Origin of the sequence: Reyranella massiliensis 521 (assembly GCF_000312425.1) — a bacterium.
Classification (GTDB): domain Bacteria; phylum Pseudomonadota; class Alphaproteobacteria; order Reyranellales; family Reyranellaceae; genus Reyranella; species Reyranella massiliensis.
In genome coordinates, this window is the sequence record NZ_HE997181.1 from 2,277,415 (window position 1) to 2,295,904 (window position 18,490).

At 65.0% G+C, this 18,490-nt stretch carries 19 protein-coding genes; 8 read left to right on the plus strand and 11 right to left on the minus strand.

Features of this window, described 5'->3' with window-relative positions; all coding sequences use genetic code 11:
* Positions 1 to 7: 7 nt before the first annotated feature.
* From BN60_RS28810 to BN60_RS11240, 4 genes are all read right to left on the minus strand, one after another.
* A complete protein-coding gene (locus BN60_RS28810; RefSeq protein WP_020696140.1) occupies positions 8 to 1,939 on the minus strand; it encodes a glycoside hydrolase family 17 protein in 1,932 nt (643 codons plus the stop codon).
* A gap of 63 nt (positions 1,940 to 2,002) precedes the next feature.
* The gene (locus BN60_RS11230) at positions 2,003 to 3,100 is read right to left on the minus strand and encodes a M14 family metallopeptidase (RefSeq protein WP_020696141.1); all 1,098 of its coding nucleotides are present in this window, start codon (positions 3,098 to 3,100) and stop codon (positions 2,003 to 2,005) included.
* Between the two features lie 10 nt (positions 3,101 to 3,110).
* Positions 3,111 to 3,866 (minus strand): SDR family NAD(P)-dependent oxidoreductase, encoded by a 756-nt coding sequence (locus BN60_RS11235; protein WP_020696142.1) that lies wholly within the window; start codon positions 3,864 to 3,866, stop codon positions 3,111 to 3,113.
* Positions 3,867 to 3,879: 13 nt separating this feature from the next.
* The gene (locus BN60_RS11240) at positions 3,880 to 4,857 is read right to left on the minus strand and encodes an NADPH:quinone oxidoreductase family protein (protein WP_020696143.1); all 978 of its coding nucleotides are present in this window, start codon (positions 4,855 to 4,857) and stop codon (positions 3,880 to 3,882) included.
* Positions 4,858 to 4,963: 106 nt separating this feature from the next.
* On the opposite strand from BN60_RS11240, the gene BN60_RS11245 reads away from it, so the two are divergent.
* Genes BN60_RS11245 through BN60_RS11255 form a run of 3 tightly spaced genes read left to right on the plus strand, consistent with a single transcriptional unit; the run spans position 4,964 to position 6,936 of the window.
* The gene (locus BN60_RS11245) at positions 4,964 to 5,419 is read left to right on the plus strand and encodes a MaoC family dehydratase (RefSeq protein WP_020696144.1); all 456 of its coding nucleotides are present in this window, start codon (positions 4,964 to 4,966) and stop codon (positions 5,417 to 5,419) included.
* 5 nt (positions 5,420 to 5,424) lie between these two features.
* Positions 5,425 to 6,288 carry an HpcH/HpaI aldolase/citrate lyase family protein gene (locus BN60_RS11250; protein ID WP_020696145.1) on the plus strand — a complete coding sequence of 288 codons (864 nt, stop codon included), beginning with the start codon at positions 5,425 to 5,427 and terminating at the stop codon, positions 6,286 to 6,288.
* A 21-nt stretch (positions 6,289 to 6,309) separates the two neighbouring features.
* Positions 6,310 to 6,936 carry an exopolysaccharide biosynthesis protein gene (locus BN60_RS11255; protein ID WP_020696146.1) on the plus strand — a complete coding sequence of 209 codons (627 nt, stop codon included), beginning with the start codon at positions 6,310 to 6,312 and terminating at the stop codon, positions 6,934 to 6,936.
* A gap of 61 nt (positions 6,937 to 6,997) precedes the next feature.
* Here the strand turns inward: BN60_RS11255 and BN60_RS11260 are convergent, their stop codons facing one another.
* Together BN60_RS11260 and BN60_RS11265 are read right to left on the minus strand one after the other, a co-directional pair.
* Positions 6,998 to 8,164, minus strand: coding sequence for an acyl-CoA dehydrogenase family protein (locus BN60_RS11260; RefSeq protein WP_020696147.1), 1,167 nt, complete (start codon positions 8,162 to 8,164; stop codon positions 6,998 to 7,000).
* Positions 8,165 to 8,175: 11 nt separating this feature from the next.
* Positions 8,176 to 9,096 (minus strand): glutamate cyclase domain-containing protein, encoded by a 921-nt coding sequence (locus tag BN60_RS11265; RefSeq protein WP_020696148.1) that lies wholly within the window; start codon positions 9,094 to 9,096, stop codon positions 8,176 to 8,178.
* Between the two features lie 66 nt (positions 9,097 to 9,162).
* Here BN60_RS11265 and BN60_RS11270 point away from each other — a divergent pair, with 66 nt between their 5' ends.
* The 4 genes from BN60_RS11270 to BN60_RS11285 all read left to right on the plus strand — a co-directional run bounded on the left by BN60_RS11270 (position 9,163) and on the right by BN60_RS11285 (position 11,874).
* Positions 9,163 to 10,059 (plus strand): DMT family transporter, encoded by an 897-nt coding sequence (locus BN60_RS11270; protein WP_020696149.1) that lies wholly within the window; start codon positions 9,163 to 9,165, stop codon positions 10,057 to 10,059.
* Between the two features lie 94 nt (positions 10,060 to 10,153).
* Entirely contained in the window at positions 10,154 to 10,486 is a 333-nt protein-coding gene (gene erpA / locus BN60_RS11275) for an iron-sulfur cluster insertion protein ErpA (protein WP_043285376.1), read from the plus strand.
* A gap of 10 nt (positions 10,487 to 10,496) precedes the next feature.
* Positions 10,497 to 11,285: an exodeoxyribonuclease III gene (gene xth / locus BN60_RS11280; protein WP_020696151.1), complete on the plus strand. Its 789-nt coding sequence runs from the start codon at positions 10,497 to 10,499 to the stop codon at positions 11,283 to 11,285.
* A gap of 16 nt (positions 11,286 to 11,301) precedes the next feature.
* Complete coding sequence (locus BN60_RS11285) at positions 11,302 to 11,874, plus strand: ASCH domain-containing protein (protein ID WP_020696152.1); 573 nt, start codon at positions 11,302 to 11,304, stop codon at positions 11,872 to 11,874.
* A 2-nt stretch (positions 11,875 to 11,876) separates the two neighbouring features.
* Here BN60_RS11285 and BN60_RS11290 read toward each other — a convergent pair whose 3' ends face one another.
* The 5 genes from BN60_RS11290 to BN60_RS11310 are packed head-to-tail and all read right to left on the minus strand — an operon-like array spanning position 11,877 to position 16,867.
* A complete protein-coding gene (locus BN60_RS11290) occupies positions 11,877 to 12,644 on the minus strand; it encodes an SDR family NAD(P)-dependent oxidoreductase (RefSeq protein ID WP_020696153.1) in 768 nt (255 codons plus the stop codon).
* A gap of 16 nt (positions 12,645 to 12,660) precedes the next feature.
* The gene (locus BN60_RS11295; protein ID WP_020696154.1) at positions 12,661 to 13,914 is read right to left on the minus strand and encodes a class I SAM-dependent RNA methyltransferase; all 1,254 of its coding nucleotides are present in this window, start codon (positions 13,912 to 13,914) and stop codon (positions 12,661 to 12,663) included.
* Between the two features lie 9 nt (positions 13,915 to 13,923).
* Complete coding sequence (locus BN60_RS11300) at positions 13,924 to 14,925, minus strand: asparaginase (protein WP_020696155.1); 1,002 nt, start codon at positions 14,923 to 14,925, stop codon at positions 13,924 to 13,926.
* The gene (locus BN60_RS11305; RefSeq protein ID WP_083856067.1) at positions 14,922 to 15,629 is read right to left on the minus strand and encodes a PP2C family protein-serine/threonine phosphatase; all 708 of its coding nucleotides are present in this window, start codon (positions 15,627 to 15,629) and stop codon (positions 14,922 to 14,924) included. Before BN60_RS11305 ends, BN60_RS11300 begins: the two co-directional genes overlap by 4 nt.
* A 2-nt stretch (positions 15,630 to 15,631) precedes the next feature.
* Positions 15,632 to 16,867 (minus strand): cytochrome P450, encoded by a 1,236-nt coding sequence (locus BN60_RS11310; protein WP_020696157.1) that lies wholly within the window; start codon positions 16,865 to 16,867, stop codon positions 15,632 to 15,634.
* Positions 16,868 to 16,928: 61 nt separating this feature from the next.
* On the opposite strand from BN60_RS11310, the gene BN60_RS11315 reads away from it, so the two are divergent.
* Complete coding sequence (locus BN60_RS11315; protein ID WP_043283838.1) at positions 16,929 to 18,488, plus strand: acyl-CoA synthetase; 1,560 nt, start codon at positions 16,929 to 16,931, stop codon at positions 18,486 to 18,488.
* The last annotated feature ends 2 nt before the right edge of the window (positions 18,489 to 18,490 follow it).

Here is an 18,490-nt window from a genome sequence, read left to right on the forward strand (position 1 = left end):
AAAGCGCCTACCATTTGCTGGTATAGGAGTCCGGCGGCGGTTCTGCCAGTGGTTCGCGTACGGAGACGTAGACGGTTGCCAGATAGGGCACGGACATGAGCAGTGCCAGGAAGGCGAACCAGTTGGCCTGGGTGTTCCAGAACAGGGTCCGGATCACCCAACGGCCGCCATCGGCCGAGACGAAGCCGCCCGAACCACCGTCGTGCAGCTTGATCGCCCCCTCGGTCACCACCATCACGATGGCCCAGAAGATCAGCATGCCTGCCAGGAAGATCTCGGGCAGGACCGGCTCGAAGCGGCTGAACCGGCGGTCCATGCGGACGAAGCCACGGCTGCCGTCGTAGCCCAGCAGCCGTCCGAACGAGAGCGCCTTGGCGATGCGATGGTCGCGCGCCACCGGCTCGCTGCGCAGGATCGTGATCGTTTTCCAAGCCATGAGAACGACGCTCGGGATCACAAAGCTCCAGATCGGGAAATCGCGGTAGCGACCGTCGATGGCGATCTGACGGAACCAGTCGCCGATGCGAATGACGCCATCGTACCAGTCGATGCTGATGACGATCAGGTAGAAGATGCAGAGGACCGTCAGCACAAGATAGAGCATCTGCGCCAGTAGGTCGGCGCGCTGCAGGATGCGATAGCGCGGCAACTCCCGCCAAGCATGCCAGGCCTCCCGCACACGCGCGCCATAGAGCGAAGGATCGGCCATCTTGCCGGTCAGGCTGTCGGCGATGCCACGCAGCAGGGCATAGCTGAACACGGCCAGCAGCAGGCCCCAGAAGACGACACCGACCGTCCGCTCGAAGTAGAAGGCACGCGACAGGTCGATCCAGGTCGCCTGCACGTAACAGGTCGCCACGACCTGGGCGAAGACGGCGAAGATCAAGATGCCCTTCCAGGTCGATGCCCGGCGCAGACCGGCATAGGCCAGCAGCAACAGCCCCCCGACGATCGTCGACACGGCAAACAGCAACCGCCATTTCGGCTCCGCGCTTACCGGCTTGCCCAGCTCGAATTTGTCGTGCCGATAGGCATCGAGAAGGCCCCAGGCGGCGCCAACCGTGCCCTCCTGGCGTGCCTTCCAATACTGATCGAAGGCTTCGATGACGTTGTAGTCGAACTTCTCCCGCTCCGCCGCCGACCGGAAGATCGAGAAGAACTTTACCTGCTCCACCCTGCCAGGCCGGGCATCGGACCGCATGCGGCCGTCGCTCGGCCAGCCGGTCTCGCCGATCACGATTTTCTTGTCGGGGAAGCGCGCCTGCACCTTTTTGTAGATGTCGACCAGGTGCTTCTCGATCGTGAGCTTGCCGTCGGGTTCCCTGCGGTCGAGGCCGATCGGCTCGTCTTCCCAGTAAGGCAGGATATGGATGGTGATGAAGTCGACTTCGTCGGCGAGCTGCGGGTTGCGCAGCCAGAATTCCCAGACATCGGCATAGGTGACCGGCTGCGAAACTCGCTGCTTCACCTGGCGGATATAACGCCGGAGCTGGTTGGCGGTCAGGTCCTTGCGCAGCAGGACCTCGTTGCCGACGATCACCCGCTCGACCGTGTCCTTATACTTGTTGGCATGGTCAATCAGCAGGTTGATCTGCTCGAGATTTTCCTTCTCGTTGTTGTTCAGCCAGGCGCCGTGCCAGACCTTCAGGCCGTACTTGCCGGCGCGCTGAGGCACCGTCTCCAGGTTCTCGCCCGCAGAATAGGTCCGGACCGCGCCGACCTTGCCCTGAAGGCGCTTCAGGTCGCTCTCGATCTGGTCGGGCGTCGGAAAGGTGCGCGTCAGCGGGCTCTGGCCCGGCCGGTAGGGCGCGAAGGAAACGCTTTGCAGGGGCGCTGTGGTCCAACCGGCGATCTCGACCGGCTTGTTGGGATACCACCACCAGAGATAGTTCAGCGCTGCAACGACCACGAAGGCGAGGAGCGTCACAAGGGCACGCATGAAGAGGCTTTTAGCAGGATCGCAGGTCGGACGTATGGCTTTTCCGGGGCTTGTCCCCAATAGCTAGAGGGCACCCCGCTGCAAGCCGGCAATGGCCTGCCGGACGATCTGGTGGCCGCGGAACAGGACCGCTTCCTTCCAGTCATCGGTCTCGGGATAGAACTGCCGACGCATCGCGGCGCGTACTGCCACGGCCTCCTTGCCGAGCGGGTCCCCGTACTTGTGGAGCCAGTGGTCTGCCCGGAAGGCCCTCTGACCGCTTTCCCGGTCGAAAGTTCCATACTCCAGAGTGCACATTGTGAGCCGGGTCTTGGGCTCCTGCAGCACGCGGTTCAGCCCATAGTGGCCGAGGCCATCGCGCGCCTGCGACGCTGTCTGGCCGCGCTTGGACTCTGTCACCGACTCGCCCCAGAACGCGCGCACGCGGCGCGAGGCCGGCGTGTCGATGTCGAAGTGCGTAATCGGCTCGCCGTAGCCATAGGGGCCAAGGCCGGTATGAAAATCGATGACCGCCACGTCGCTGCGGTCCTTCAAGTACTGATCGACGATGGCGTGCAAGGTCCGGTTCGACCATGCCGGTCCGCCGCCGCCGAAGAACATACCGTCGGGGTGGCTGTACTGGCCGCCGGAGACGGCGCGGAAGAACTCGACTTCGCCGACCCTCTTTCGGTAGGCCGCGAGGCGTGCGTCCGCTGCCGCTTTGCCCTGTTCGCTGAAATCCTTCGGTATGAGATCGTCGGCGATTTCGAGATAGCCCTTGTTCTCGGGGTAGGGCTTGCTGTGATCGACATAGTTGCGGTTGAGGTCGTTGCCCTCCTCCGTCACCCGGCGCGTCCAGGCAAAGCCATAGGGGTTGATGGCGTGAATGAACAGCGCCGCCGTTCCGTCCGGCAGCCCAGCAGCACCCGTCGATGCCAGCCAGTCGACCTGAAAGCCGGAACCGCAATAGCCCTCGACGCCATGGGTCGAGGAAATGGTGACGACGACCTTCGACGCGTCCTGCGGCCCGAGCCAGGCGAGATCGGTCGACAGTGCCTCGCCTCCCGGTCCCTTTGTCGGATTGTCGTAGCGATGGGTCCAGGCATCGGCGATGCGCGCCGCCGCCAAGAACTTGTCTCGCGCCTCGTCGTAGCTTGTCGCGAAGGAATGGATGGCAGACATGGGCTCGTCCTCAGGTGCGCAGGGTCAGGCCGCCGTCGACCACCAGCTCGTGGCCCGTGATGAAGTCCGCCTCGTCGGAGGCCAGCAGCAGGGCGCCGCGGGCGATGTCGATGGGCTGGCCGAGCCGGCGCAGCGCCGCCTTCTTTTCCCAGACCTCGCGGATTTCCTGCTTGTCGAAGTTGGTCTGCGTCATGCCGGTATAGATCGCACCGGGGCAGACGTAGTTGGCGGTGATGTTGAACTTGCCGAGCTCGAGCGCGAGCGTCCGGGTCAGGCCGCCGACCCCGGCCTTCGAGGCACAATAGGCCGCGAGCCCGTAGTCGGTGTCGAACGCCATCACCGAGGCGGTGTTGACGATACGCGCCCTGCCCTTTTCCTTGGCCCGCACCTTCAAGGCCGGGATGGCTTCACGGCAGAGCCGGAACATCGCGCGCACATTGACATTGTTCACGCGGTCCCACTGCTCGTCGGTCATCTCCTCGACGAAGGCCCGGCCGCTGACGCCGGCATTATTGAACAGGATGTCGATGGCGCCGAACTTGGAAAGCGCCGCCGCCACGATCTTCTTCGGCGCATCCTCGCCCGTGATATCGGCGGCGAAGGCCGAAATCGCATTGTTTCCGGCATGCGCCGTCGCAATGGCCGATTCCGGCCGGTCAACCGCCAGCACCTGGGCGCCTTCGTCCGCGAAAAGCTTGGCGGAGGCCGCGCCGATACCCGACGCAGCGCCTGTCACGATGGCGATCTTACCGGCGAGCCTGCCCATCGATTCCTCCGGTTCAGGCGATGTTGATGATGACCTTGCCGGTCGCCTTGCGCGACAGCAGGGCATTCATGGCCTCGGGCGCCTTCTCCAGCGGGAAACGCATGGAGATGTGCGGCTTGAGCTTGCCTTCGCCGTACCACTTCAACATCTCGTCGAAGTTCTTGCGCGCCTCGGCCGGCTCGCGACCGCGCCAGGCACCGTAGAACACGCCGCGGACATCGCAGCTCTTCAGCAACGCCAGATTGGCCGGCAGCGACGGAATGCGCCCCGCCGCGAAGCCCACGACCAGCAAACGGCCGTACCAGGCGATGCAACGCACCGACTCGTCGAAGGCATCGCCGCCGACCGCGTCGTAGATGATGTCCGCGCCATTGCCGCCGGTCAGTTCCTTGACCTTGTCGCGCATCTTTTCCTTGGCGTAGTTCACGAACATCGTGGCGCCGTACTTGCGGCAGATTTCCATCTTCTCGTCGGAGCCGACAGCCGCAATCACTTTCAGGCCCATCAACGCGCCCAATTCGACGGCGGTGAGGCCCACGCCACCCGACGCGCCCGTGACCAGGAGCGTCTCGCCCGGCTTGTAGCTGCTGCGCTGCTTCAGCGCGTAGTACGAGGTGCCGTAGGTCATCGTGAAGGCGGCGCCGTCCTCGTAGCTCATGTTCTGCGGCATCGGCAGAAGGCTGCCCTGGTCCACCACGGCCTCGGTGGCATAGCCGCCATGGCCGATCATACCGATGACCCGGTCGCCGACCTTGTAGCCCGTGACGCCCTCGCCCACTTCGGTGATGTCGCCGGCAATCTCGTGGCCCGGCGCGAAGGGACGCGGTGGCTTGAACTGGTACTTGTCGGCAATGATCAGCGTGTCCGGGAAGTTGACGCCCGCCGCCTTGACCGCAACACGAACCTGGCCTTTGCCCAACGGCTTCGACGGGATCTCGACCAGCTTCAGGCTCTCCGGCCCACCCGGCGTTTCGCTCAGCATTGCGCGCATCGATTCGCTCCCGTCATCGCTGTTTCGTCCTGTAGCGACATTGATACGATGGCGAACCGGGCAGCGTCCATCCATGCTATGACGCAGCACTTTCGCGGGGAGGAAAATGGCAGGTCTGTACTACGAAGAATTCACGGTCGGGCGCGTGTTCGAGCACGCGTGGACGCGCACGGTCACTGAAATGGACAACGTCCTGTTCAGCTCGCTCACCATGAACGTGCAGCCGCTGCATATCGACGAAGAGTTCGCCTCCAAGACCGAATTCGGCCAGCGCATCGTCAACAGCCTGTTTACGCTCGGCCTCATGATCGGCATCACCGTCAACGACACGACGCTCGGCACGACCGTGGCCAACCTCGGCATGACCGACGTACGGTTCCCCAAGCCCGTCTTCCATGGCGACACGCTGCGCGTGCGCACGAAGGTGATGAGCCTCCGTGAAAGCAAGTCCCGACCGGATGCCGGGATCGTCGAATTTTCGCATGAAGCCATCAATCAGCGCGGCGAGGTCGTCGCGGCGTGCACGCGCCAGGCGCTGATGCGCAAGAAACCGAAGGGCTGAGAGAAATGCGTTCATTCCTGTTCGTTCCCGCCGATTCCGAGCGCAAGCTGGCCAAGGGGCCCGCCTCGGCTCCCGATGGATTGATCCTCGACCTGGAAGATTCGGTCGCGACGGATCGCAAGAAGATCGCGCGCGACATGGCGCTCGCCTATCTGAAGTCTGCCAGCCGTACCAGCGGCCCCAAACTCTATGTCCGGGTCAATGCGCTCGATACCGGCCTCACGCTGGGCGATCTTGCCATTGTCATGCAGGGCAAGCCCGACGGCATCGTGTTTCCGAAATGTGTCGGCCAGGCCAACCTCGATCTGCTGGCGACGTATCTCGACGCCTTCGAGGCGCGCGAGGGCATCGAAGCCGGTTCGACCCGCATCCTGACAATTGCCACGGAGAGTGCTGCGGCAATCCTGGCGCTGACGGCGGCTCCCGCAAAACACGCGCGTCTCATCGGCCATTCCTGGGGCGGCGAGGATCTGATGGCCGACCTTGGCGCCTTGGCCAAGGGACCCTCGCCCGGTGTCTACGACGACACATTCCTCATGGCCCGTACGGTCAACCTGATGGCCTCGGTCGCGGCCGGCGTCACCGCCTACGATACGGTCTATCCCGACATCAAGAACGTCGAGGGGCTGCGTGCCGAGGCGCAGGTCGCGCGGCGCATGGGCTACGGCGGCAAGATCGCCATCCATCCCGATCAGGTTGCCATCATCCACGAGGTCTTCACGCCGAGCGCCAGCGAAATCGACTGGGCCAAGCGCGTCGTGGCGACATTCGAGAGCAATCCGAATGCAGGCGTCCTCACTATGGACGGCAAGATGCTCGACAAGCCGCATCTCGTGCTGGCTTGCCGCCTGCTCGCACGCGCGGGCTAGAGCAACCGACTCGGGGGCCGGATGAAGGACAATTTCGGTCTCTACACAACGCTCGACCGGCTGTTCGGTGGAGACCCGGCGTCTGTCCTGACACTCGACGACTTCCTGAAAGGTCTCGAAGGCCGCTCCTATGCCTTCGCGATCATGGCCCTCAACATGCCGAACATCGTGCCGTCAGGTATTCCCTGGCTGTCGACGGTAACCGGCGTGCCCATCCTGTTTCTGCTGGCGCAGTTCTTTGCCGGCCGCCCGGTTCCGTCACTGCCACGCGTGATCGGCAGCCGCGGCCTTTCGCGCGGCAAGCTGCAAACCTTCCTCAAACGGGCGCGTCGATACATCGACTGGCTCGAGAATGCCGTGCACGCCCGCTACGAATGGTGGGTGAACGGCATGCCGCGGCGCATGCTGCTGGCGGCCTGGGTGATCAACGCCGTGATCCTCGCCCTGCCGATTCCCTTCGACAACCTATTCCCGTCGATCGCCATCCTGTTCTTCTGCTTCGCCTTGATCGAGGACGATGGGCTGATGGCCATGCTGGGCTGGCTGTTCACGGCGATCACCGCGGCCTGGACGGTTTTTCTCCTGATGGTCGGCCATGCAGCTATCATGGCTGCCATCGGCATGCTTCAAGATTTCATCTTCGGTTGACGTCGCGTTCCCCCGCGCAGCGAGACCGCCTCGACCCGGCCTCCGCTCTTCGGCTTCACGCTCAGTACGAGCGCGGCAGTCCCAGCACGTGCTCGGCCACGAAGTTCAGGATCATGTTGGTCGAGATCGGCGCCACCGTGTAGAGACGCGCTTCGCGGAACTTGCGCTCGACGTCGTATTCCTCGGCAAAGCCGAAGCCGCCATGCGTCTGCACGCACATCTCGGCCGCCGCCCACGAGGCTTCCGACGCCAGCATCTTGGCCATGTTGGCCTCGGCGCCGGCATTGATGCCCGCCTCGTACATCGCCGCCGCCTTGCGCACCATCAGGTCGGCTGCCTCGATCTGCGTATAGGCGCGCGCGATGGGATACTGGACGCCCTGGTTCTGGCCGATCGCGCGGCCGAACAGCTTGCGCTCCTTGGCGTAGCTCACCGCCTTCTCGATGAACCATTTGCCGTCGCCGATACACTCCGAGGCGATCAGCACGCGCTCGGCGTTCATGCCGGAGAGGATGTAGCGGAAGCCCTGCCCTTCCTCGCCGATCAGGTTCTCGGCCGACACTTCCATGTTGTCGAAGAACACTTCGGTGCTGTTGTGGTTCATCATCGTGCGGATCGGACGGATGGTGAGGCCCTTGCCCAGCGCCTTGCGCATGTCGACCAGGAACACCGACAGACCTTCCGTCTTCTTCTTGGTCTGGTCGCGCGGCGTGGTGCGGGCGAGCAGAAGCATCAGGTCGGAATGCTCGGCGCGGCTGGTCCACACCTTCTGCCCGTTCACGACATAGGTGCTGTTGTCCTTCTTCACGGCCGTGGTGCGCAGGCTCAGCGTATCGGTGCCGCTCGACGGCTCGGTCACGCCGAACGCCTGCAGGCGCAGCTCGCCGGTGGCGATCTTCGGCAGGTAGCGCTCCTTCTGCTCCTTGCTGCCGTGCCGCAGCACCGTGCCCATGATGTACATTTGCGCGTGGCAGGCCGCAGCGTTGCAGCCGGCCTTGTGGATCTCCTCCAGCACCGCGCTCGCCGCCGAGATGCCGAGGCCCGCGCCGCCATACTCCTCGGGGATCAGGATCGACAGCCAGCCCGCCTCGGTCAGCGCCTTCACGAATTCGGTAGGATAGCCGCGCTCGCGGTCGAGCTCGCGCCAGTAGCTGCCGTCGAACTTGAGGCAAAGCTGGCGAACGGCGTCGCGGATCTCGGGATGGGTCGGGGCGTAGGGATTTTCCATGGCGGCGCAAACTAGTCCGCCGCCTGTCCCCAGGCAATGCGACCAAGCTCGTCGACGAGAGCACCGTGTATGTCGGGGCCGAAGCCATCCACTGTGGGCTCGCGACGCGCCGTGACGCCATCGACAGCGCCGGCCTTGTCGACGACCGCGCGCGTGACGGCGAGGTCGCGTTCTGCTGTCAGGAATTTCGCAATCGTCGGCTGCCAGTCGGGCCGCAGCACTGCCAGTGCCGCCATCAGCCCATAGGCCCCCCAGTTCGACACGCCGGCGACGGTCAGGTGATCGCACGAGGTGACGCAGGCGATCTCGGCGCCATTGGGAACGGTGCGCGCGATCAGCCCGGCCGGCAGTCGGCCCATGCCGACCTCGTTGCCGCCGTCGCCGACTGCCAGCTTCTTCCAGGGGCCGCCCAGGAAGAGGTCGTCCAGCGGTGCGGTCCAGGGCGAGACATCAACGCCGCGCATGTTGCGCGGCTTGCCGTCGACGGAGCGGCCACACCGCTCGATGGCGACCGCATGACTGAGCGATGCCGCGCGCCAATCGCCGACCAACTTGTCGAGGCCAGCCCGATCCGAGACGGCAACCTCGTCGACGGCGACGGCAACACCCGTTGCGGCAAGGGCAGCGCGCACGGCATCCGCGCACGGCGTATCCGTCGCAATGCGCGCACCGACGCCACACGCCGCCAGCGCCGCTGCCAGCAAGGCCGTCCCGACGGGGCCATCGGTTTCGGGGGCGGCAACATCGCCACGGGGCACGAAGAACCCGGTGATCAGTCCGACGGACGTTGCCTGCGCCAGTTCCCGCGCCGAGTCGCTGAGCCCGCCAGCGTTCGCCGCGATCAGATCGGCCGTCTTACGGCCGACGTCGCGGCACACCAAAGCTTCGATGGCGGCGAGGCGCCTCGTCTGTTCGCTCAACCTTGTCGACATAAACCTACACGCCCCCTCGCGAACTTCACTTTACGAAAGGATGCGACGCGAGCCAAATAGCGCACCTTGTCAAATGTTCCCGCGCCGTCGCCGCTGCACGGCATCTACTTCAAGCTGAGCGCGCTCGTGTTGTTCTGCACCATGGACGCCATGGTGAAGGCGCTGGGCGGCACCTACGGATCGTTCCAGATGATGCTGTTCCGCAGCGGCATCGCCCTGGTGCCCGTGGCCGTGATGATCTGGCATGCCGGCGGCCTGCGGGCTATCCGCAGCACCCGGCCGGGCCTGCAGGCCCTTCGCGTCTGTATCGGCATCTGCAGCATGTTTGGCTTCTTCTACGTCTTCCCGCGCATGCCGCTGGTCGACGCCTATGCCATTTCCTTCGCCTCGCCCCTCTTCATGGTCGCGCTGTCCGTGCCGATACTGGGCGAGCCGGTCGGCTGGCGACGCTGGACGGCGGTCGCCGTGGGCTTCATCGGCGTGCTGATCATGCTCGATCCCTGGGGCATCCAGTTCCACGCCATCTCGCTGATCGTGCTGGCAGCGACCTTCTGCTACGCCCTGTCGACGGTGATGGTCCGGCTGCTCAGCCGGCACGACAAGGACGTCGTCACCCTCTTCTGGTTTGCCTTCTGCGCCAGCCTGGTGTCGCTGGTCGGCGCCATTCCCGAGTGGAAATGGCCACCTTTGCTGGACTGGGTGTGGCTGATCACCCTGGGCCTGTTGGGCGGGTTCGCGCAGATCCTCATCACCCGCGCCTGGCGGCTGGCGCCGGCCGCGGTGCTGGCCCCCTTCGACTATGCCTCGATCGTGCTCGCCGTCGCCTTCGGTTACCTGTGGTTCAAGGAGGAGCCGTCCTGGACGGTCTGGTATGGCCTTCCGTTGGTCATCGGCTCCGGCCTGTACATCCTGTACCGCGAGCGAGTCCGGGCTCGCGAGCGGGCAAAGGCCGTTTCGTCCTGACCACCTTGTCCCTTTCCCCTAGCCACACTATGGGTATGACTGAGTTCCAATGCGCAGCATTGACGAACCGGCCCGCCAACCACATCTTGTAGACATGACCGATACCTCTTTCTCCGTAACCCCGAACGCGGCCAAGCGGATCGCCTTCCTGGCCTCCAAGGAGGCCAAGCCCGTGATGATGCGGGTGGCGGTGCTGGGCGGCGGTTGCTCGGGGTTCCAGTACAACTTCTCGTTCGAGGAACAGCGCAACGACGACGATCTCGTCATCGAGCGCGACGGTGCGGCCGTGCTGGTCGACAGCACCTCGCTGGAATTGCTCCAGGGCAGCGAGCTCGACTATGTCGAGGAAATGGTCGGCTCGTCGTTCCAAGTGAAGAACCCGAACGCCACCTCGTCCTGCGGCTGCGGCAACTCCTTCAGCGTGTGATCCTGCCGCGATGAAGATCGCGACCTGGAACGTTAATTCCGTCCGCAAGCGGACCGGAAATCTGGTTTCGTGGCTGCAACGCGCCAAGCCGGATGTCGTCGTGCTGCAGGAAATCAAGGCGCAGGAAGCCCAGTTCCCCACTCTTGAAGTGGAGGCTGCCGGCTACAAGGTGGCGATCGTTGGCCAGAAGGGCTTCAACGGCGTCGCCCTCCTCTCCCTGCATCCGTTCGATGTTACGGCCCGCGCCCTGCCCGGCCATGTCGACGACGAGCCGGCACGCTACATCGAGGGGCGCATCCACACGCCGCGCGGGCCGCTTACCGTGGGCGGCATCTACCTGCCCAACGGCAATCCGATCGGCACTGAAAAGTTCGCCTACAAGCTCGCCTGGATGGAGCGCCTCTTCGGCCACGCCCGCGAGTTGCTGGCACGCGAGGAGATGTTTGTGCTGGGCGGCGACTACAATGTCTGCCCGACCGAGGTCGACGTCTTCAATCCCGCTGCCTTCGCCGACGATGCGCTCTGCCAGCCGGAGTCGCGTGCGGCGTTACGCAAGCTGCTCAATCTTGGCCTCACCGATGCCGTCCGCGCCTTCCACCCCGAAGACGCGCAGTACACCTTCTGGGACTATCAGGCCGGCGCCTGGCAGAAGGACAATGGCCTCAGGATCGACCATCTGCTGCTCTCGCCACAGGCCGCCGACCGGCTGACCGCCGTCGGCATCGACAAGGCCGAACGCGGCAAGACCGAGCCATCGGACCACGTGCCCGTCTGGTGCGAGCTCGACGTCGCGGCCTGAGGGCCGGTTTTTCGACATGCTGCTGAAGCGCCGCTTTCTCGACGGGATCGTGGACGGATCGATTTCGCTCGTGTTCCGGCGCTGGCGTAAACCGACAGTGAAAGCAGGCGGCACATTGAAGACGGCGGTCGGCGTCCTCGCCATCGACGAAGTCGAGAGCACTCCATTGTCGAAGGTCAGGGCCGTGGACGCCAAACGTGCCGGCTATTCCTCGCTCGACGAGCTGAAGGCGGAGCTTTCCAAACGTGACGAGGGCGACGTTTACCGGATCAAGGTCCGATATGTCGGCGCCGACCCGCGGATAGCGCTGCGGAGCAAATCGCGGATCGGTAGCGGCGAGTTCGACGCGCTGCTCGTGCACCTCCAGCGATGGGACGGTACCACGCCCTGGGTGAGGCGCACGCTCGGCCTGATCGAACGCCATCCGGGCCGGCGTGCCGGCGACCTGGCGGCCGAACTCAAGCAAGAGACCGCCCCCTTCAAGCTCAATGTCCGCAAGCTGAAGGCACTCGGTCTGACGGAGAGCCTGGAGGTCGGCTACCGTCTGGCGCCGCGCGGCCGGGCCGTGCTGGCCCGGCTCGGCAGGTAACCCTACTCGGCGCCGGCGCCGATCACGCCGCCATCGGCGATGATGCACTGACCGCAGACGAAGTTGCCGGCCTTGGAGGCCAGGAACACGGCGACGCCGCCGATATCGTCGGGCTGGCCGATACGCTTGAGGGCGGCCTTGTTCTCCTGTGCGGCGCGGATCTGCGGGTTGTCCCACAGCGCCTTGGCAAAGTCGGTCTGGATCAGGCCGGGTGCGATCGCATTGACGCGAATGTTGTGCTTGCCCCACTCCATGGCCAGCGACTTCACCAGCGAGAGGTCGGCAGCCTTGCTCATGTTGTAGGCCGCGATATGGGCCGAGCCCACCAGCGCGCCGATCGACGAGACGACGATGAAGACGCCGTCCTTGCGCTCCGCCATCTCCGGCCCGACCATGTTCATCAGCCAGAGGTTGGACATCACGTTGTTCTGCATGATCTTCTGGAACACATCCTCCTTCAGCCCGGTGAGCGGACCGAAGTAGGGATTGGACGCAGCGTTGCAGACCATGATGTCGATCTTGCCGTAAGCCTTGCGGGCCGCGGCGACGAGGTTCTCCAGCTGGGCCTTGTCGGAGATGCTGGCAGCCACCGCCGTCGCCTCGCCGCCCTTCTCCTTGATGCCCTTCACGACTTCTTCGCAGGCCGGCAGTTTGCGGCTCGAGACGACGACCTTGGCGCCGTGCGCTGCCATCTGCTCGCAGATCGAGCGGCCGATGCCGCGGCTGCCGCCGGTCACAACGGCCACCTTGCCGGAAAGGTCGAACATCATCGGTTGTCTCCTGAATTCATTTGGTCAGCAGGGCTACGAGCTCAACATGCGCCGACCAGAGGAACTGGTCGATAGGCATGAGTTTCTCCAGTCGGTATCCGCCTTCCTGCAGGACGCGAACATCGCGCGCGAAGCTGCCTGGATCGCAGGATCCGTAGACGATTCTCCGCACCTTCGAGCGCGCAAGCTCCGCGCACTGCGCGGCCGCACCCGCTCGCGGTGGATCGAGAAGAATGGCGTCGAACTTGCCGAGTTCCGCCGTCGTCAGCGGGTTGCGGAAGAGATCGCGGCGCTCCGCCACGACGCGATTACCACCGATCTTGCGCGCCGCCGCGTCGACAGCCGCAACCGCGGGCTTGTCGCTTTCGAACAGGGAAAGCTTGCCGGGACGGCCAAGCGAGAGGGCACCGATTCCGGCAAACAGGTCCGCCATGTGCGCTGCATCGCCGATCCAGGCATTGACCGCAGCGCGCATCGTCAGCTCGGCGCGCTTGGTCGCCTGCAGGAAGGCGCCGGGCGGCAAGTCCACCGTCGCATCGCCCAGGATCAAAAGCGGTGTCCGGCGCGTTACCACCGGCTCGGCCGTCGCACGATCGCCCCAGCTCAATCGCGCCAAGCCGGCCCGCTCGGCAAGGGCAACCAGGACCTCGCGCATCTCGAGCTTGAGGGCGAGCTTTCTGTGCGGCCGGATCAGGATGTCGAGGCCGCTGTCGGTTTCGTTCACGACCGCATCGGCTGCGGCGCCATCCGGCAGGATATCCGCCATGCCGGCGCGCAACGCCTCGAAGACTGCGCTGACCGCCGGCCGCGCGACGACGCAGGTGCCGATATCGACGATCTTCTGGCTGGCGCGCTCGTGAAAGCCGGCCAGCACCCGCCGCCCCTGGCGGCGCAGCACGATATCGGCGCGCCGCCGCTCGCCCGGCTCGCAGGACAAAGCCTGCTCGAATGCCGGCGCCTGCACGCCCTGCTGGCTGAGCGCGCGCGTGATGAGGTCAACCTTCCAGCCCAGATAGATGTCGCGCCGCCAATGCTGCAGGGCGCAGCCGCCGCAGACACCAAAATGCCGGCAGGGCGGTGTCTCCCGGTGGCGCGAAGGCGCCAGGATCTCCAGTAGATCGCAGACAATGCCGTCGCCGCGTTTGTCGCGCGGCTCCGCTTCGACGGTCTCCGCGGGCAGAGTGAAGGGCACGAAATAGCGCCGGCCCTCGACCTCCGCGATGCCGTCGCCCCGTCCCCCGATCTCCAGAATATCGAGTGTCAGACTCACCGGCTGGACTCAGCCAAGCCAGCTCTTTGCTGGTCTCATTTCGCCAACCAGCAACCCGACGACGTTCTTCACCGGCGGATGCAGGACTTCCTCGCGCAGGTTCGCCGGCAAGACGCCGAGATGGTGGAGCAGCGCGGCCATCGCGATTTCCGAGGCCCGGCCGGCGCCATCCCACATCTTGATCGCGACACCGAGACCCAACGTCGGCAGCATGCCGCAGAACACGCCCTCGGCACCCGTCTTCACCTGAATGACGCCGGGGGCCGCTTCGTTGATGCGGGTGCAGAAGCGGCCACTGCCCGCCACCATGAACGGCTCGGCATTCATCGCCGCGCGGATGCGTTGCGCAGCGTCGGCATGCTTGCTCGAAAGCCGGGACGGGTCAGCCATCGCTGCCATCGCCTGAGCCAGCCGCTTGAGCGGTGTCGCCAGGGTGGGAATGCCGCAGCCATCGGTACCGTGCGGGAACGAATTGGCATCGACGCCGCAAAGGTCGCTCATCACCTCGCGCAGGCGCTGCTGCACCGGATGGTCGTACTTGATGTAGCCTTTGGTCGGCTCGCCGTAGGTCACAGCAGTCGTCAGGAAACCGCTGTGCTTGCCCGAGCAGTTGTTGAAGGCCGCAGTCGGCAGCACGCCCTCGCGCGCCAGGGCCTCGATGCTCGTCTGCAGGCGTGGCGCATGTGTGCCGCATTCAAGGTCGGCTTCGCTCAGGCCCACTTTCTTCAACCAAGCCCGCACCGTCTCGACATGGCGCGGCTCTCCACTGTGGGAAGCGCAGGCGAGCGCAATATGTTCGTTGCCGAGGCCGAAGCGCTCGACAGCACCGCTTTCGACGAAAGCCATGGCCTGGATAGGCTTGTTGGCCGACCGCGGCAGGATTGCCGCCTCGATGTCTCCCCAGGAGTCCACGATTGTACCGTCCGCCTTCACGACGGCAGCGATGCCCTCGTGGCGGCTTTCGACAACCGGCCCCCGGGTGACCTCGATGACGACCGGCTCCCTGCTCATCGCGCCCGCTCCAATTTCACGACCGTCACGTTGTCCTGATACTCCTTGGCGGTCGCCAGGACGGCTTCGATGATGCCGTCGACCGGGCGGCCGATCTGCCCCAGGATCTGTTCCATCTTGAGGCTCTGGATGCCGTCGCTGCAGACAAGCAGACGGGCATCGGGTCCAAGTCGACGACTTCCGTTGTCGATCAAGGTCAGCGGATCACCCATCACCGCCTCGCGCAGCGTATGGCGTCCGGGATGATGCTCGGCCTCCTCTTCCGTGATCAGGCCACGCGCCACCATCGCGTCGATCTGCGGCGCCATGGAATGGTCGGCATTCAGCCGCTCGATCCGCCCCGCTTCGATGAGGAAAAAAGGCGAATCGCCGACGCTGATCCAACGTACCTCGTCGCCGCGCAGGTGCGCCGCGACCAAGGTCGCCCCCATGCCGGCAAGCTGCGGCTTACCGACCGTTCCCTTGCCGACAGCCGCATTGGCGTCCTTGAGCCCATCGGCCAGACCGCCGCCCTGCTCCACGGCGTTGACGAAGGCGTCGGCGGCAAGCTTGCTCGCCACTGCGCCGCCGGCATGACCACCCATGCCATCGGCCACGACCGCCAGCAGCGAGCCGTCGCCCAGCGTCACCAGACGCCAACTATCTTCTTGATAAGGGCGGGCGCCTTGATGTTGGCCGCCCTCACCCCGCCAGCGTGTCGCCATGTCTAGTGCCACACCGCCGGCAGTTTGCTGAGCCCTCGCAAGGTAAAGCTGCGCCGCCAGGCAGGGGTGTCCTTCTCAGGTAGTTCGAGCGTCGGCATGCGCTCGATCAGGGCGGCGAATACCAGCTCCGCTTCGAGCCGCGCAAGCTGCGCGCCCAGGCAGAAGTGGATACCACCCCCGAAGGATAGCGGGCGGACATTCGGCCGGCCGACATCCAGCCGGTCGGGATTCTCGTACTGTGCCGGATCGCGATTGGCAGCGCCCAGCAGCATGATGACGCTTTCCTGCGGCCCGACGGTCAGGCCGCCGACCTCGACCTCGGCATGGGTCACCCGGCCGGTGAGCTGGACTGAGGAGTCGAAACGCAACAATTCCTCGACAGCGTTGGGAATCAGGGAAGGATCGGCCTTCAACCGCTCCCACTGGTCGCGTTGGCGGTGGAGTGCCAGCAGCCCGTTGCCGATCAGGTTGGTCGTGGTCTCGTGACCGGCGCCGAACAGCAGACCCATGTTGGCCTCAAGCTCCTCGGCGGACAGCTTGTCGCCGGCTTCCTCGGCCCGCACCAGCTCGGTCGTCAGATCGTCTTGCGGATCGCGGCGGCGCAGGTCGCAGAGCTGCTTGAAATAAAGGCCGGACAATTGGGTGTTGCGATTGGCCTGGTCGAGTTCCTCGCGCGTCATCGGCACCGGCTCGAGGATGCGGCCGTTGACGTTGCTGCCCGCCAGGAACGGCGCCCGATGCTCCTCGGGAATGCCCAGCATGTCGCAGATCACGATCACCGGCAGGCGATGCGCCAGGTCACGCATGACATCCATCTCGCCCTTGTCGGCCACGCGATCGAGCTGCGCGTCGACCAGCGCCTTGATGCGCGGCCGCATGTCGGCGACGCGCCGTGCCGTGAAGGCCTTGTTAACGAGGCCACGCAGGCGCGTATGGTCGGGCGGATCCTGCACCAGCATGGTCCGCGCCAGGCTGGCGACCGCCGGCTCGTCCATGCGATTCGCGCCGTAGCGGCGTTCCATATTGCCGGCGAAGTCCTTGCCGAAACGCTTGTCGCGCAGTGCGAAGGCGACGTCCTCGTAGCGCGTGAGCAGCCAGAACCCCTGTTGCGCCTTGAACACCGGCGCCGTCTCGCGCAGCCGTCGGTAAAACGGATACGGATCGGCAATGAACGCCGGATCGAGCGGGTTGAACTCGATCGGCGCACCTTGTCCGGCTGGCGGAGTCATGTCGTTCATGTTCCTTCCCTTAGCACGAACCCTCTTGCCGCGCGAACGAACTGGCCACTAGCATCGCCGGATGTTTGCACTCACTCAGGGACTGCGTCGTGCCGTCCAGACTCGGCCGGACGGCATCGCGACCTCCTTCGCCGGGCGGCGGCGGACATGGCGGGAAAGTGCGGACCGCGTGAGCCGCGTCGCCGGCGCTCTATCCGCATTGGGCGTGCGCAGCGGCGACAGGGTGGCCATCCTGGCGCTGAATTCCGACCGCTATCTCGAACTGATGTACGCGATCCCCTGGCTGGGCGCGGCCATGGTGCCGATCAACACGCGCCTTGCCGCGCCGGAGATCGAGTACATCCTGAACGACTCCGGTGCCGTCGCTCTGTTCATCGACACCGGCATGGCGCATCACCTGTCCGCGCTCGAAGGCAAAACTCCCGCGTTGCGCGAGGTCATGTGGCTCGACGACCTGCCGGGACCCGAGGGCATGTTGCGCTACGAGGACTTGACCAATTACGAGGCGATCGACGATGCCGGCGCCCGCAATGACGACCTGGCCGGCCTCTTCTATACCGGCGGAACGACCGGCCGTTCCAAGGGCGTGGTGCTCACCCACACCAATCTGGTCGTGAATGCGCTGAACGGCGTGGCCGGTATGGGTTTCACCGCGGACACCGCCTACCTCCATTCCGGGGCGATGTTCCACCTGGCCGACGGCGCCTCGACCTTCGGCGTCACGATGTCGGGCGGCCGCCATGCCTTCGTGCCGCGCTTCGAGCCCATGGAGGTCCTGCAGACCATCCAGATGGAGAAGGTCACGCACGCGCAGTTCGTGCCGACCATGATCAACATGCTGGTGAACCATCCGCAGTTCCGGGAGTTCGACATCGGGACCCTGTCCTTCATCCTATACGGCGCCTCGCCCATGCCCGAGGGCGTCCTGCGCAAGGCCATCGAACTGATGCCGCGCGTCCGCATGATGCATGGCTACGGCATGACCGAGGCCTCGCCGATCGTCACCCTGCTCGATCCGCGCTACACGGTGCTCGACGGTCCTTTTGCCGGCCGTCTGAAGTCGTGCGGCAAGACCGTGCTGGCCTGCGAGATCAAGGTCGTCGATGCCGACCGCAGGGAAGTGCCGGCGGGCACCGCGGGCGAACTGGCGATCCGCGGCGCCAACATCATGAAAGGGTATTGGAACAAGCCGGCCGAGACCGCCGCAGTGCTCGAAGACGGCTGGTACTATTCCGGCGATGGTGCCTACATGGACGAAGAAGGCTTCGTCTTCATCGTCGACCGGCTCAAGGACATGATCATCTCCGGTGGCGAGAACGTCTATTCGGCGGAGGTCGAGAACGCGATCTCGCTGATGCCGGGTGTCGCCGAGGTCGCCGTGATCGGCATCCCTGACGAGCGCTGGGGCGAGCGGGTTCACGCCATCGTCGTGGCCAAGCCCGGCGTAACGCTTGCGGTCGAAGAAATCATGGAGCACTGCCGCGAGCTCATCGCCGGCTACAAGTGCCCCCGTAGCGTCGATTTTCGTGACCATCCGTTGCCCCTCTCGGGAGCCGGCAAGGTGCTGAAGCGCGAACTGCGCGAGCCCTATTGGCGTGATTTTACCAAAGCGGTGAACTGACC